The following is a 14372-nucleotide window of genomic DNA, read 5'->3' on the forward strand; positions in this document are numbered from 1 at the left end:
CGAAGCTGGCTCCCGGGGCAGTCTCGGATGAGGGCCGGTCATCGAGAGCCCGGTGCCTATGCCCTATGCGGACCGGCGAGGCGTTCGGTCAGAAACTGGCGCTCGGCGTCGTTGCCGGTCAACTCCAGCGCCTGGCGGTAGGCGAGCGCAGCCTCTTCCGAGCGGCCGAGGCGATGCAGCAGGTCCGCCTTGATCGCCGGTAGGTACTGGTATCGCGCGAGTCGGCCGTCCTTCTCCAGCTCCGCAATCTCTTTCAGTGCCTGTGCCGGACCGGAGACCATCGACACCGCTACCGTGCGGTTCAACGCCACGACTGGTGAGGGCCACACCGACAGCAACTCGTCGTACAGAGTCACGATCTGTGGCCAGTCCGTCTGGGCGTAGGACGGTGCCTCGGCGTAGAGCGCGGCGATCGCCGCCTGCAGGACATAGCGGCCCGGCCGACCGCCGCGCAGCCCGTCCACGATCAGGTCGTGCGCCTCGGCCATCGCCGAGCGGTCCCAGAGCGATCGGTCCTGGTCCTCCAGTCGCATCAGGCGACTGTCGGTGTCGACCCGGGTGGCACGCCGGGCGTCGGTGACCAGCAGCAGGCCGAGCAGCCCCCGCACCTCCCGCTCGTCGGGCATCAGCTCCCGCAGCATCCGGGCCAGCCGAAGCGACTGGTCCACCAGGTCATTACGCACCAGCGATGCGCCTGACGGCGCGGTGTGCCCGGCGGTGAATAGCAGATGGATCACACCGAGCACCGCGCGCAGTCGATCCGGCAGCTCAGCCGCTTCCGGCAGCCGGAAGGGGATCCGCGCAGCCGAGATCTTCTTCTTCGCCCGGGTCATCCGGGCGGCCATCGTCGACTCTGATACCAGCAGCGCCCGGGCGATATCGGCGGTCGCCACCCCGCACACCAGCCGCAGCGTGAGTGCCAGCTGCGCTTCCTGCGCCAACGCCGGGTGGCAGCATATGAAGATCAGTCGCAACCGCTCGTCCGGGACCACGTCCTCCGGCGCGACGGCGGCCGGTTCGTCGATGGCCACCTCGTCCTCGGTCTCCTCGGGCTCTACCAGCAGCGGGAGTTTCGAGCGGAACGTCTGCTCGCGCCGCACCGTGTCCATCGCGCGCCGCTTGGCTGCGGTAGTGAGCCACGCCTCCGGGATGTCCGGGATCCCGTCGCGGGCCCAGTTCGCCAGGGCCGCGGCATACGCCTCCTGCACGCACTCCTCGGCCAGGTCCAGGTCGCGCGCGACGCGTGCCGTCGCGGCGAGCACCAGGGCCCACCCGCGACGGTGCGCGTCCGAGACCGCCGTCTCGACGTCTGCCGGGGGCGTCATGCCGTAGCGGGCCGATGCGCGATGAAGCCGCCTTCGACGGGCCGCACTTCGACACCGCCGCCCTGCTGAGTGGCGGGATTGGCCCGAGCGATCTTCAGAGCGGCGTCCAGGTCGGGTGCCTCGATGATGGCGAAGCCGGCGATGACCTCCTTGGCATCGACGAACGGGCCGTCCGTCATCACGTCGTCGCGGATCGAGGTCGCTGTGTCGGTGGCGGGCTGCAGCGCGAACGCCGCGAGCAGGGCGCCGGACTCCACCATGTCCTCGAAGTGGCGGTCATGCGCCTCCCGCGCCCCGGGAATGACCTCGGCATCGTCGACGTGTGCCTTCGTGTAGATGAGGATCGCGTACTGAGCCATGATGGCTGTCCTTCCAGGTACTTGTTGTTGCCTGACACACTTATGTCGAACGGCCGGCCCGGATTCGACAGCCCTCCTCGAATTTTCTTCGACCGATACACCGGCGACGTGACGATCACCCAAGCAGACGCGGCCGACCTGTGAGGGATCGCCCTCCCGCCGGTCCGTCGCCGATCTTGTCGACCGGGCCGACGAAGAAGGTAGATCTCCGTGCTGACCGGGTCCTCTTCGCCGAGCGCGGGCGTGCACTCCGGCCGCCGAAGACCACCGGTGGACTTCTACAGGGTCACAAGCTGGCCGATGAGCGCGTACGGCCGTTCGGGCGAGGTGATGAGGATGTCCGATTGGGCGTCGCCCTTGTCGGGGTTGGAGCAGGTGCCCAACGCGGGCAGCGCGCCATCACCGCCGAGCCTCAAGCCGAGCGGGCCGGGCTCGAGCACCAGGAGCACGACCAGGACGTGCCCGAGCAGAAGGCCGGTGGCACCCGGCTCTCCCGCTTCCGCGGCTGACGTCCGGGTGGTGACACGGCCGGGCAGGACCGTCCTGTCCGGCCGTGTTCGCTACTCCAGCGCCCTTGGCTGGACGACAACCTCGCGCATAGGTCTGAGCGGATGATTGGACCGGTGATATATCGAATGCTTCTCGTCGGCGGCCTCGACCAGCTCGTTGACCAGCTTCGTGGCGAGCGTGTAGTGGACGCGGTAGCCCTTCGTCGCGGCCTCGCCTGCGCTGTGTGCAGGTGGAGGGGAGCTTGCAAGGTCAGGCGTCGGGTGTGGTGGCGGTGAGGAGCCAGCCGGTGCTGCGGAGTCGCAGGTCGGCGTCGCCTTCGTGGGGGCGAAGGGCGTCGGTCAGGCGGGCCTTGGCGTGGGTGGCGGTGCTGGGGGTGGTCTGCGTGAGGAGGTGGCGGCCGGGTCCGGAGTTCAGCAGGAAGTCGGCGGCCTCTGCCGCGGTGTGTCCCCAACTGCCGTAGGCCGTGACGTGTTCGGTGCGTACGTTCTGAAACCCCGCCTGCTTCAGCAGGGCGGCCGCCGCGCCGGGCGGGGCAAGGGAGAACATGCCGGGGCCGGGCTTGCCGAAGCCGTCCAGCGGCAGCAGGTCTGCGAGGGTGGCCAGGGCGGTCAGCCACTGCCCTCGGGTTCGGCGGCGCACAGCAGGGCGGCGCGGCCGCCCGGGCGCAGTGCGGCGGCGATTTTGGCGAAGGCGGCGGCGGGGTCGCTGAAGAACATGATGCCGAAGCGGCTGATCACCAACGCCAGCACGGCGCTCACCAACAGCGGCAGATACATCGGCACCGGCCAGAACACACTTCCCCCCGGGTCAGTCGCCGTGCAGCAGCTGCTCGAGCAACTGCTCGTCCTCCGGCGACAGGCCCGACACGAACCGCGCCAGCACCGCGGCGCGATCCCCGCCTTCGTCCAGCAGCGAGTGCATCCCCGCCGCCGTATGCCCGGCCTGGTCATCCACGGGCGCGTACACGTGGCTACGCCCCGCTTTTCACGTCACGGGCCGACCGGGTCACGCGCCATGTCCGCCGAGGCCGTACGCCGCTTGGCCTGGATCGCGTCTGCCGGGACCTCGAAGACCAGCGCGAGCCCGTCGCGCTCGTTCCCCTGCTCGCCGACGCGCGTGAAACCGAAGCCCGCGATTGCGGCCAGGGAGGCGGTGTTGTCGGAGCCGATCCTGGCCCGCACGGTCCTGACACCGGGTTCGGTGGCGGCCCTGACGAGCAGCGCCCTCAGCATGGCGCGGGCATAGCCCTGGCGGCGATATCCGGGCACGACGGTGTAGCCGACCTCGACCATGCCGGCCTCGTCCGGTGGTCCGTGGAACCCGGCGTCGCCGACAACGGCCCCGTCCGGCTCGGACACCGCGGCCCGCGTGATCCAGGGCGCGGCAGACGGGTCCTTGGCGAGCTGGTCAGCGCGATAGCCGAAGATCCAGCGGGCCCGGTCGCAGACGAAGTATTCGTCAAGGGCGACCCCGGCCTCTGCGCTGCCGCCGGCGAGGTCACCGTCGGCAAGTGCCCGCAGAGCCTTCGCGCTGAGCTCGACGAAACGGACGCGTTTGGAGATGGAGAGAGGTTCGTGATTCATCGCGGAGATGTTCGCCCCAGCACCGGAGGACTGTCCATCGCTTTACGGCCTCGGCGGACGTGATGATCACCCGGTCGGTCCGTGACATGAGCAGGGCCGCACGAATGCCGTGCCCGAACTCGTCCTCATCCGAGACACCGCTCGCCAATCCCCCACCAGCTGAGCCGGCAGATCAGCATGACTGAAACTCAAATTCCCCGAGGCCGTCACCTGGGCACTTTCGCGGCTCTGGCCGCAGTTTCGTGACAGCGCAGGTCAGCGACGGGAAAACACCATCCGCCCCCGGTCTCCGTACCGTCACGGTCAACGCGCTCACGGACGTAGGGTCAGTGGTCGGCTGTCTTGTGATGATCGACGGCTCGGCCGGGTTTCATGCCTGGAACTCGGTGAGCGCTACGCCTCGGCCGTTCGCCGGGAGCGTGGAGTGGCAGCGGACGTAGCAGCGGCGCGCCGTCACGTGAGCCCGGGTTCACCACGGTCGCGGACGAGATCGTCACCACCGCCCTGTGGCCGCGCTGTCCGCCGCGGCCTGTCGGCAGGTGGGCGGTCCGTAGCGGGATTGGCCACCGGACTGCCGTGAACGTCCGGTGCTGGCTTTCGGCGTCGTCGCTGCTCGATGGGTTCTGCGAGGTGACGCGAAGTGGCTCTTTGGAGTGACGAAGCCCTGTGTGCGAGGTCGTAGTGTCGGACGGATGAGAGTGAGGGACGGCAGGTGGCCCGGCTGGGGTGCCGATGCCGGGCTGGTCGTACTGACGTTTGTGCCGGCGCTGTTGTCGCAGCCGTACGTGGACACCTCCGGGCCGGCCTGGGTATCGCTCATGGCGTACGAGGCGGTGGGCGTGGTGGTTCTGCTGCTGCGGCGGCGGCTGCCGGCCACCGCCTTCGTCGTGGGTTTCGGGGCTCTTCTGGCGGCGCTGGTGGGGAGTGCGGGCGAGGGGGCCAAGCTGTCGCCGCTGGTCTTCCTGCCGCTGGCGGTGCTGCTCTACAACCTGGGCCACCACGGCGTGAGCCGGCGGCGGACCGTGTCGGCGGTTCTCGGCGTCAGCATGCTGAGCGTGGCCGGTGTGTGGCTGAACCGGATGACGACCGACTCCGGCGACTTCCAGGGCGGCCTGGACGTCCTTGCCGTGCTGGCCCCGATGCCGCTGGCCTGGGTGATGGGGTTCGCCGCGCGTACCCGGCAGGAACTGCTGGCCGCGGCCGAGCGGCGGGCGGCCGACGCGCGCCGGGCACAGGCCCTGGAGGCGGCGCAGGCCACGCAACGCGAGCGGACAAGGATCGCGGGTGAGATGCACGACGTGGTCGCGCACTCGCTGACCCTGCTCGTCGTGCATGCGGAGACGCTGCGGGCCCGCGGCGGCGAGCTGCCCGACTGGGCCCGTGCCCATGTCGACGGCCTTGCGGCGGCGGGCCGGCAGAGCAGCGGCGAGCTGCGTGACCTGCTGCGGATGCTGCGTGATCCCGCGGACGCCGTCCCGCTCCAGCCCGTGCCGGACCTCGGTGAGCTGGACGCGTTGCTGGACAGCCACCGTGCCGCGGGCGGAACGGTCGAGCTGACGACGGACGTCGCGCCGCAGTCCGTGCCGGGGCCGGTCCAGCTGGCGGTGTACCGCGTCGTGCAGGAGGCACTGGTCAACGCCCGCCGGCACGCGCCCGGAGCGCCCGTCCAGGTGACCGTCAGCGGCAAAGATGGCGGAGAGCTGCGGTGTGAGATCGTCAACGGCCGCGGCGTGCGGCAGGCCGCGGCCGGCGCGGGCGTCGGGCTCGGCCTGGTGAGCATGGAGGAGCGGGTGGGCGCGCTGGACGGCGAACTCACCGCGGGCCCCACCGGTGACGGCGGCTTCCGTGTCGCGGCGACGATGCCGTTGGAGCGTGCGGATGTCTGAGCAGATCAGTGTGCTCGTCGTGGACGACGAGCCGGTCATCCGCACCGGGCTGAGCGTGATCCTGGACAGCCAGGCGGACATCACCGTGGCGGGCACCGCGAACGACGGTGAGGAAGCCGTCGAGGTGTGTGCGCGGCTGCGGCCGGATGTGCTGGTGATGGACATCCGGATGCCGCGCCGGGACGGCCTGTGGGCGCTGGGCGAGCTGGGCCGCCGGGGACTGCTCGGGCCGGGGCGCAGCCGGGCGCTCATGCTGACCACGTTCGACCTGGACGCCTACGTCGACGATGCGCTGATGGCCGGGGCCTCCGGCTTCTTGCTGAAGAACAGTTCGTACGAAGAGCTGGCTGCGGCCGTGCGTGCCGCGGCGGCCGGGCACAGCGCGCTGAGCCCCGCGGTGACCCAGCGGATCATCCAGGGCCATCTCAGCGGCCGGCGCCAGCCTAGCGACGATGACCTGGCCCGGCTGAGGGACCTCACCCAGCGGGAGGTCGACGTGCTGCGTCTGATCCGGGACGGGCTGAGCAACGCCGAGATCGCCGACCGGCTCGTGGTGAGCCTGCACACGGTCAAGACGCACGTCAGCCGCGTGCTGACGAAGACCGGCTGCCAGAGCCGGGCACAGGCGGCGGTGCTGGCCAGGAACACCCTGTCCTGACCCGCCCTCGGTCGCAGGGCGGGCCGGCGGGGCGCCGTACCCCGCGGAGTCATTCCTTGGAGTGACCTTGCGCCGGTGGGAAGCCCGCCATCGAGCGATGTACCAGTGGCGCGCCACTGACTGAATGGATGGTGTGCGCGGGACCCGCCGAACGGCCGCTCATCAGGCGATCGCCCGGTCCCTCGACGCACGCAGCACATCGTCTCGCGCCGAAGGGAACTGCCATGTCCGCACCCAGACTGTCCCGCCGCCACCGAATCCGCCGCGCAGCGCTGACCATCGCCTTGACGACCTGCCTGGGCGCGGCGCTCGCGAGCTGCTCGGACGAGGCCGAACCGGCGGCCGGGCAGAGCGCGGCGAGCCCGGCGGCCGACGCGCGGCTGGCCCGCCTCGCGCAGCAGGCGGCAGACACCGGCTCCCTGGGCGTCATCGTCCGGGTCGACTCCGGCGACGGGAAGCCCGTCGAGATCGCCAAGCAGGCCGCCTGGACCAAGGAGGACCACCGCCTCGCCGCCGGCGACCGGTTCCGAGTCGGGTCCAACACCAAGACGGTCACCGCGACCCTCGTCCTGCAACAGGTCGCCGAGAAGAGGATCGGGCTCGACGACACGGTCGAGAAGTGGCTGCCCGGCCTGGTCAGAGGCGGTGAGCACATCACCGTACGGATGCTGCTCAACCACACCAGCGGCCTGGGAGACTTCCTGCTGACCCCGGAATTCCTGCCCTCCCTCACCGGCCAGGAGCAGCGCACCTGGACGCCGCAGGAACTGCTCGCCATCACCCCTGAGCAGGACCCGCCGACCGAGCCCGGCAAGACGTACTCCTACAGCAACGCCAATTACGAGGCGCTGGGGCTGATCCTCGAGAAGGCCACCGGGAGCAGTCTGGCCGAGCTGATCGAGCAGAAGATCACCAAGCCGCTCGGCATGAAGGACTCGTTCCTGGCCACGGACGCGGCCTGGCCCGCCGGGAAACGCCACGCGTCCGGCTACGAGCCGGACGCCAAGCGCCTGAAGGCCCTCCTTTCCGGGACCGTGGACCTGCCCGAGGGCGTCGGATTCGCCGGGCCCGAACGCCCCGGGGACAACGTCGACACCTCCGCCATCGACCCGAGCTGGTCGTGGGCGGCAGGCGGTATGGTCTCCACCGCGCAGGACTGGCAGTGCTTCCTCACCGCGCTCATGTCCGGCCGGTTGCTGCCCGAGGCCCAGATGAAGCAGATGCGCACCACCGTGGAGGCCCCCGAGGAAGGCGGAGGTTACGGTCTGGGCCTGATCAAGGTGGACACGCCCTGCGGCACGGTCTGGGGGCACACCGGTGGCCTGCCCGGCTACTCCAGTGAGATCTACACCGACGCCACCGGCACCCGTAGCGTCGCGGTCTTCACCATCACGAACTTCGGCATCAAGGAAAAGAAGGCCGCCACCACGAACAAGGCCCTCGTCGAAGCCGCGACCTGCCAGATGCTCGGCAAGCCCCAGCCCTCGGACAGCCCGGCCGGTTGACGGCCGCGGACACCAGCCGCCTCCGCCGACCGCCTTGCTGCCGACGCCCTCACTCGGTGGCCACCGTCGCCTGCCACGCGCCCGGGCGCATGCCTGTCGCCTTGCGGAAGAACACCGAGAAGTTGGATGCGTCGGGGAAGCCGAGTACGTCGGCGCAGCGGGCGGCGGTGAGGCGGTCGTGTGCGAGGAGCCGTTTGGCCTCCAGGACGATCCGTTCGACGATGTACGCCTTCGCGGTGCGGCCGGTGGCCTGCTGCACCGCTCGTGAGAGGGTGCGGGGCGTGTATCCCAGCGCACGGGCGTAGTAGCCGGCGTCGTGGTGCTGCCGGAAGTGCGCTTCGACGCTGGAGCGGAACAACCGGAACACCTGAGGGGTGAGCCGTGCTTCGGCGTGCGGCGGGTGCAGCCGGGTGATGAGCGCGGAGAGCAGGATTTCGGGCAGCTCCGTCCGGGAGTCACTGGGTGGGGCGGATGCTTCGAGGAGGAGATGGTCGCGCGCCGTGTCGACGAAGGGCCAGTCGGCGTCGGGGATGATCCAGTGTGCGGCCGGGTCAGGGGAGGCGACCAGTTCTCGGGTGGCGTGGGTGACCGGCGCGGTCGGCACGAACAGCACGAGGTGCCCTGCCACGTCGGCGATGTCGTCCCACCGGTGCACGGCGCCGGGTGGAATCCACACCGCGGACCGGTCTTGGAGCGGGTGGTGGCGGAAATCGACGGTGACCGAGCCGGGTCCGGCGTCGATGACGGCAAACATTCGATGGGCGGCAAGGTCGCACAGCTGGTCGCGGCCACCCGGCCCGCCGGCCTGCGTGGCATGGTTCTCGTCGGCTCCGGCCCGGCGAAGCCTGCCGCACAGGTCACTCCCGAGTACCAGGAAGCCCTGTCGCACGCCTACGACTCCGCCGAGTCCGTGGCCGGGGCACGGGATCACGTCCTCACCGCGACCGAGCTTCCCGAGCCGGTCAAGGCGCAGATCGTGACCGACTCGCGGACCGTCGCCGACGCCGCCCGCACCGAGTGGCCGCTGCACGGCATCGCGCAGGACATCGCCGAACACACGCGCATGGTCAGCATGCCCGTTCTCGTCGTCGCCGGAGAACACGACCAGGTGGAGCCCGTCGGCGTGCTCCGCGAAAACCTGGTGCCCTACCTCTCCCAACCCGACTTCGTGGTGGTCCCTCACACCGGTCACCTGATCCCGCTGGAAGCCCCGGCCGACCTCGTCGACGCCATCACCGCATTCGCGCCGGCGGCCTGACCGTCCCCACGGTTGCTGGGCAGGCCGCGGCGGGGAACTGCCCGGCATGGGCGACCAGGAGTTCGCCGACCTCATCCTGCCGGGCCTGATTCCCGCACAGGCGTGCGTTCTGGCGGTCGCGTCATGCCCAGGAGTGACGGACGTCCTCATCGCCGCCTTCAGCGCGCCACACTGGAGCGAGGCGGCCGACACCGTCGCCCAACCCTCCCTGACCCACGCTGCAGAGGGGACCTCGCGGTGCATGCCCGGCCAGCACCGGGCCCGGCTGTTCGGTCAGCTGGGTGTCAGGACGCGGTCAGCGACTCCTGCCATCGTTGTTCCTGTGGCCGGCGCGAAGCCTAAAAGCCGGAAGCAGGGAGAGGTGCCCGGAGTGGTTGATCGGGGACTGACGAGCTCGCCTCATGGTCGGGCCCCCATGGGGCCCACGCAGGTTCGAATCCTGCCCTCTCCGCCGCGATCCCCCTGGGTGCGGGCAAGCAGATGATCGACGGCCCCGCCGGGCGGCCTCCCGTCTCATGTCGCCGCGGCAACCTTGTGATCGACGCACAAACCCTGCCGCCGTCGGGCGGACGAAACAGTGCATTCATCCTAAAAAGGGCGCGTTGTAAACGTTCTTGTCGGCAGGCCGCGCGGGCCCACTTCTTGTTCACACCGCGGCGACCGTCATGTCACGGCTGACATGGATCGACCGCGCGAGTCGGGCCGTTACCAGCGCATCGCGGTGAAATCGATGGGACGGGGTCGCAGTCCGCGGGTACGCGCTGCCAGTCGCCGCGGCCGCTGGGCCATGTCGTCGGCCGACAGGTGTCGGCGGTCGCCGTGGCCCGGCAGCAACCACTCGAAGCGCAGGCGGTCGGCGGTCCGGGCCAAGGAGGCGGCCAGTTCACTGATGGAGTACCAGGTGACACTGTCGTCCACCTCGATGTCCGCTGTGGTGCGCGACCAGTAGAAGCTGTCGCCGCTGAAGCAGCACCGCTCGTCCGCCAGGAACAGCACGCTGCCTCGGGTGTGCCCGGGGAAAGGGAAGGCGACCACCCCTTCGGCGATCTGCGCCGGGTCGTTACCGCGAAGCACACAGTCCGCGTCCGGGGGCGGCATCGAGGTCACCCTCGTGGATCCACAACCGGGCGCCGAAACGGTCGGCGTAGCGGCGGCCGTGCGCGGCGTGGTCGCGGTGGGTAAGCAGGACATCGGTGACGGGGCCCAGCCCTTCGTAGCGCGCGTCCAACGACGTGCTCCAGCGCGGCGTGTCCACCATCATCGCGGTGCCGCCGGGGCGGCGTAGCAGGTAGGAGTTGGCCCCTGCGGTATGTGTTGAGTTGTGCCCGCACAGGTGCACGGTGTCGTCCAGGGCCATCGGGAAGGGGTCCAGTGCCGCCTCCAGCCGCCCGGCCGGCGGACGGATCGACCGGGAGGGACAGGCGTGCGCCGCGGCGTTCAGCCGCCGGACCTCGGCTCGGCCGCGGCTGGCGCAGAACGACCGGCCGGCCGTCGACCTCGCCGATCAGGCCAGGGGCGAGCTGCCGGGCGACGTCGCAATTGGTGCACCGCTCGTCGACCCGCCAGCCCCCCTCGAACCGCTCCTCGCCCACAGCCCGCTCGCTCCCTTCCGCACTTCGCCCGCCAACCGGCCGCAAAGTCCAGGGGTATCCCGCGCTTTGCGAATAAAGGAAGGGGGCTCGGAAGCAGCCCCACCAGCCCGCCCCGAATCAATCGCGGGTCAGGCCGTAAGCGGAGCCAGATCAACTTCTTACGTGGTGGGGCCACTTCCGGTCCGCGCAGTGGAGCCCAGGTTCCGTGCGCCCGAGGAGGCCGGGGCCGGAGGCCGAACGGCGGGCACCGGATGCCCCGACCAAGTTGCCCAAGCGGTCGTGGGGCGAAGTCTTCAAAGGCACGCTGAAGGAGTTCAAGGACGATGAACTGGCCGACCGCGCCGCGGCCTTGACGTACTAGGGGGTGCTGTCGCTGTTCCCGGCGCTGCTGGCGTTGGTCTCCCTGCTCGGCATCGCCGGGAAGTCGGCCACCGACACGGTGCTGAACACCCTCAAACAGTTCGCCCCCGGCTCCGCCCGCACCATCACAACCGGGGCCGTGGAGCAGTCGCAGGGCAACGCCGGTACCGGGTCGGTCATGGCCCTCGTCGGTCTGGCACTGGCGGCCGGTGCACTTCCCCGGCTGCAAGAATCCCGCTCCGCGGCCGACGGCGACGAGGCTGCGGCCCGGGCACCGGGGGAGCGGTCTGCATATCCCGGGCGGTTCACGGTTACTGATGAGGTCCGGGCTCTGCTGGGGCTGTGGAAGGGCAATGTCGCGGCAGTGCATCGTGAGTTGACCGCTCGCGCGGCCAGGGGCGAGGGGCGAGTCTCCTCCGTCGATCCCGACGCTGCACCGGGCGATCCGCCAGGATCTGACGCCGGGGGAGCGAGCGGGGCTTGCAGGCCCGAACCTACCGGCACCGGGCCCGGCCGCGCGGTCACTGCCCGGTGGCGGCGGGGCCAGCCCCGAGGGTGCGGCGCCCGGGGGCCGGGCGCCGCACCGGACCTCGGTCGTCGAGGCCGCTGTCGCGGTGGGCTTCGGCAGCCAGCCGGCGCGGGCCCGGTGGGGCGGAACCGGCGATGAGTTTTGGGCGGGTGCGCGGTCTACCCACGTCGACGAAGGGAGCGCACCATGCGCGAGATCATCGTTTGCACGTTCCTGACGCTGGACGGCGTCATGCAGGCGCCAGGCGCTTCGGATGAGGATGCTGAGAGCGGCTTCCAGCACGGGGGTTGGCAGAAACCAGTGTCTGACGACGAAGTCGGCAGGGCCGTTGCCGGTTGGTACGAGCACCCCGACGCGATGCTGCTCGGCCGCAAGACGTACGAGATCTTCGCGTCGTACTGGCCGACCGCCGATCCCGGCAACCCGTTCACCAGTCGGATGAACAGCATGCACAAGTACGTAGCGTCTCGGAGCTTGACGTCCGTCGAGTGGCAGAACTCCACGCTGCTGAAGGGGGACATCGTCGATGCCGTGCGCAAGCTGAAGGAGTCCGACGGCGGCAACATCAATGTCGTCGGCAGCGGTGATCTCGTCCAGACCCTCATGCAGCACGGCCTTGTCGATGAGTACCGGCTGACCATTCATCCGGTGATCATCGGTACCGGCAAGCGGTTGTTCGCCGACGGTGCGATCCCGACTGCGCTGGAGCCGGTCAGCGTCTCGACGACGAAGGGCGGCACCATCGTCAGCGTCTACCGGCCTCACGGCGAGCCCAGCTACGACAGTTACTAGCCGGGCTTGAGCACGCAGGCCTTGCGGGGCTCAGGACCCTGGCGCGCCACGCGAACCTGCGCACCTGGACGCTGCGCGTTACGGCGCTCCTAGCGGCCGATATCCGAGATCAACTCGCCTGGCTGGGCGAGTGTGAGCTACGCGATCAGAGCACTAGCCCGGATGGCGCGGCCCGTCGATGCACCCTTCAGGGGGTGCTACCGGCTTCGGCGCTCGAGGCCGGAGCATTGTCGGTGGTGGCCGCCTGCGCGGGCGCCTGGGGTGCCGGGCGCGGGGGTGTGAGTGCTCCTCCGCGGCGTAGTACGGCGTAGCCGATTCCGATTCCGGCGGCGACTGGCCATTCCAGGACGCCTGCCAAGGCGAGGGCACCCAGTCCCGCGTAGAGGGGGAGCCCGCCTTTGGCGGGCAGTATGCGCTGGGCGGCGGCGATGGGCAGGGTGACCGCTGTCTGCACGGCGTGGGCGACGCTGTCGAGCGGGATGGTGATCGTATGCCCGTCGTGTCCGTGGCCTGGGTGCCGGCCGGTTGCGTCCGTCGCGGCGGTGTCCGTTGCAGGGGGCTGCGCTGTCGTCCGGGTCATGTGATCACTCCATCGCTGGTCCCACTCTTTATACGTTATGTCTGATTCATGCAGATTCATAGCCGCCTGGGTCCTGTCGCCTGGCCCACCGCCGCCGCCAGCGCCACCACTGCCACGCTCACCGCGGCCGTCGGGCCCCCGGCTGCTCTCCGCCGCCGCGGCCACCCATGCGCCGTGACGGTGCGGAGCACTGTCAGGCGCCGGACCAGCATTCATCAAGGTAGGCCAAGAACCCTTCGGTCCTCATCGCCCGAGTAAGCCAGGCCACTTTCTGTTCACCATGCGTTGGCACGCACGTCGGCCCGAGGCTGGCGACACGCCATGAAAGCGGATTGTCCTGAGAAAAACCGGCAAAACAAGCCACCTACTACGTGGCTTGATCAGCCAAAGGACGCTGCCGTGCCCCTCACCATCGTCATCACACTGCCCCGGACCCCGCTGGTTCCCCGGGTGGAATCGCTTGTACGTAGTCTCACCCCCCTTGCCGCACCTCTGCTCGGCATGGCAATCGATGCCAGCAGCCTGGGACTGCCCGCACGGCTCCTGCTTCACGCCGCGCTGCACACCACCCAGCAACCGGAGTTCGAGCGCCAACGAAACCCGCAGCGACCGGCCTGACTCCGCTGGACCGTGCGCCGGCCTCGGCCACCGTGCGTGCCTTGGAGCACGCCTGGCAGCACGCGGACGGCACCCAGGTCGGCCACCTTTCGGCGATCCCCTTCGCCGGCCGCACCCCACGACCCCCATCTGGGCGGGCGAGCTGTCCGCCCCCACGCCCAGACCCATGCAGCCGGAGCCACAGCCAGCGTGCACGGAGACGGGCGCTGAGCACGGCCATCGGCTTGCGCCGCGGCACCGGATCGAGCACGCCAGGGGGGCGCCCACGCGCGGAGCAACGAGCGTCGCCCCCAAGCCCGCTGCTTGCCTGACCAGCCCCCCAAGTCACGACGGTGCCCGCATCGCGGCTGAACGCCGCACTTGATAGCCAAGTCCCAGAAAGGCCTGCCTGTTCATGCTCAAGTACACGCTGCGCGTCCACGAGTTCACTGTTCAGCACCGAACCCTTGTCTCCACGCCGGTCCCCGCCGACGGCTACCAGGATCCGGCCGTCGACGACCAGCACAACCCCACCCGCGTCACCATCCACATCAACACGGGGATGGCCGCAGCGCTCCGCACCGCCGAGCGCCACCTCACCCTCGTCCACGCCCGCCTCGCCTACAGCAACCCCGAAGCCGTCCGCCGCACGGCCCCCGACATCGTGTACGCCGAAGCCCGCGCCCGCGCCGAAGGCCTCACCCCCGGCCAGCGCAAGGAAGAGAGCCGGTACGCACTTCACAGCGAGGACGACGCGCTGCGGATGGACGCCCTGACCGACGTCATGCACGAGCGCGGTGAGATCGACATCTAAACCCGCCCCGCCCTCTTCCCGGCC

General features: G+C 70.0%; 13 protein-coding genes, 1 tRNA gene and 6 pseudogenes. 9 read left to right on the forward strand and 11 right to left on the reverse strand.

The genetic code is table 11. From position 1 onward, the window contains the following. Nucleotides 1-56 precede the first annotated feature (56 nt). The 8 genes and pseudogenes from ACFQ9Z_RS15850 to ACFQ9Z_RS15885 form a co-directional block, all read right to left on the reverse strand. Complete coding sequence (locus ACFQ9Z_RS15850; RefSeq protein ID WP_383016882.1) at nt 57-1325, reverse strand: RNA polymerase sigma factor; 1269 nt, start codon at nt 1323-1325, stop codon at nt 57-59. Next, nucleotides 1322-1684, reverse strand: coding sequence for a YciI family protein (locus ACFQ9Z_RS15855; RefSeq protein ID WP_383016885.1), 363 nt, complete (start codon nt 1682-1684; stop codon nt 1322-1324). Before ACFQ9Z_RS15855 ends, ACFQ9Z_RS15850 begins: the two co-directional genes overlap by 4 nt. Nucleotides 1685-1962: 278 nt before the next feature. Further along, a complete protein-coding gene (locus tag ACFQ9Z_RS15860; RefSeq protein WP_383016889.1) occupies nt 1963-2133 on the reverse strand; it encodes a hypothetical protein in 171 nt (56 codons plus the stop codon). 189 nt (nt 2134-2322) lie between these two features. After that, a pseudogene (locus tag ACFQ9Z_RS15865) lies at nt 2323-2403 on the reverse strand (AAA family ATPase); the annotation flags it as partial. 40 nt (nt 2404-2443) lie between these two features. Beyond that, nucleotides 2444-2833: a hypothetical protein gene (locus ACFQ9Z_RS15870; protein WP_383016892.1), complete on the reverse strand. Its 390-nt coding sequence runs from the start codon at nt 2831-2833 to the stop codon at nt 2444-2446. Further along, a complete protein-coding gene (locus ACFQ9Z_RS15875) occupies nt 2803-2988 on the reverse strand; it encodes a hypothetical protein (protein ID WP_383016895.1) in 186 nt (61 codons plus the stop codon). The genes ACFQ9Z_RS15870 and ACFQ9Z_RS15875 overlap by 31 nt, the downstream gene beginning before the upstream one ends. 13 nt (nt 2989-3001) lie before the next feature. Continuing rightward, a pseudogene (locus ACFQ9Z_RS15880) lies at nt 3002-3166 on the reverse strand (BlaI/MecI/CopY family transcriptional regulator); the annotation flags it as partial. Between the two features lie 17 nt (nt 3167-3183). Next, nucleotides 3184-3777 carry a GNAT family N-acetyltransferase gene (locus ACFQ9Z_RS15885; RefSeq protein WP_383016899.1) on the reverse strand — a complete coding sequence of 198 codons (594 nt, stop codon included), beginning with the start codon at nt 3775-3777 and terminating at the stop codon, nt 3184-3186. A 692-nt stretch (nt 3778-4469) separates the two neighbouring features. Here ACFQ9Z_RS15885 and ACFQ9Z_RS15890 point away from each other — a divergent pair. The 3 genes from ACFQ9Z_RS15890 (at nt 4470) to ACFQ9Z_RS15900 (ending at nt 7826) form a co-directional block, all read left to right on the forward strand. Continuing rightward, nucleotides 4470-5663 (forward strand): sensor histidine kinase, encoded by a 1194-nt coding sequence (locus tag ACFQ9Z_RS15890; RefSeq protein WP_383016902.1) that lies wholly within the window; start codon nt 4470-4472, stop codon nt 5661-5663. Continuing rightward, nucleotides 5656-6321: a response regulator gene (locus tag ACFQ9Z_RS15895; protein ID WP_383016905.1), complete on the forward strand. Its 666-nt coding sequence runs from the start codon at nt 5656-5658 to the stop codon at nt 6319-6321. The genes ACFQ9Z_RS15890 and ACFQ9Z_RS15895 overlap by 8 nt, the downstream gene beginning before the upstream one ends. Nucleotides 6322-6545: 224 nt before the next feature. Continuing rightward, the gene (locus ACFQ9Z_RS15900) at nt 6546-7826 is read left to right on the forward strand and encodes a serine hydrolase domain-containing protein (RefSeq protein ID WP_383016908.1); all 1281 of its coding nucleotides are present in this window, start codon (nt 6546-6548) and stop codon (nt 7824-7826) included. Between the two features lie 49 nt (nt 7827-7875). Here ACFQ9Z_RS15900 and ACFQ9Z_RS15905 read toward each other — a convergent pair. Further along, nucleotides 7876-8574 (reverse strand): annotated as a pseudogene (locus tag ACFQ9Z_RS15905) (helix-turn-helix domain-containing protein); the annotation flags it as partial. 3 nt (nt 8575-8577) lie between these two features. On the opposite strand from ACFQ9Z_RS15905, the pseudogene ACFQ9Z_RS15910 reads away from it, so the two are divergent. Both ACFQ9Z_RS15910 and ACFQ9Z_RS15915 read left to right on the forward strand, forming a co-directional pair. Then, nucleotides 8578-9084, forward strand: a pseudogene (locus ACFQ9Z_RS15910) (alpha/beta fold hydrolase); the annotation flags it as partial. Nucleotides 9085-9439: 355 nt separating this feature from the next. Beyond that, nucleotides 9440-9535: transfer RNA gene (locus ACFQ9Z_RS15915), tRNA-OTHER, on the forward strand. Between the two features lie 254 nt (nt 9536-9789). On the opposite strand, the pseudogene ACFQ9Z_RS15920 reads toward ACFQ9Z_RS15915, so the two are convergent. Then, a pseudogene (locus ACFQ9Z_RS15920) lies at nt 9790-10676 on the reverse strand (4Fe-4S domain-containing protein). Nucleotides 10677-10881: 205 nt separating this feature from the next. Between ACFQ9Z_RS15920 and ACFQ9Z_RS15925 the strand changes: the two are divergent. After that, nucleotides 10882-11241 (forward strand): annotated as a pseudogene (locus ACFQ9Z_RS15925) (YihY/virulence factor BrkB family protein); the annotation flags it as partial. A gap of 510 nt (nt 11242-11751) precedes the next feature. Further along, on the forward strand, nt 11752-12357 hold the full coding sequence (locus ACFQ9Z_RS15930) for a dihydrofolate reductase family protein (protein ID WP_383016911.1): 606 nt from the start codon (nt 11752-11754) through the stop codon (nt 12355-12357). A gap of 187 nt (nt 12358-12544) precedes the next feature. On the opposite strand, the gene ACFQ9Z_RS15935 is transcribed toward ACFQ9Z_RS15930, so the two are convergent. Continuing rightward, nucleotides 12545-12937, reverse strand: a complete 393-nt coding sequence (locus ACFQ9Z_RS15935; RefSeq protein ID WP_383016914.1) for a hypothetical protein — start codon at nt 12935-12937, stop codon at nt 12545-12547. Nucleotides 12938-13336: 399 nt separating this feature from the next. Between ACFQ9Z_RS15935 and ACFQ9Z_RS15940 the strand changes: the two genes are divergently transcribed. Further along, nucleotides 13337-13555, forward strand: a complete 219-nt coding sequence (locus tag ACFQ9Z_RS15940) for a hypothetical protein (protein WP_383016917.1) — start codon at nt 13337-13339, stop codon at nt 13553-13555. Between the two features lie 394 nt (nt 13556-13949). After that, nucleotides 13950-14348, forward strand: a complete 399-nt coding sequence (locus tag ACFQ9Z_RS15945) for a hypothetical protein (protein WP_383016920.1) — start codon at nt 13950-13952, stop codon at nt 14346-14348. Nucleotides 14349-14372: the final 24 nt, after the last annotated feature.

Origin of the sequence: Streptomyces sp. NPDC056580 (assembly GCF_042793175.1) — a bacterium.
Taxonomy (GTDB): Bacteria; Actinomycetota; Actinomycetes; order Streptomycetales; family Streptomycetaceae; genus Streptomyces.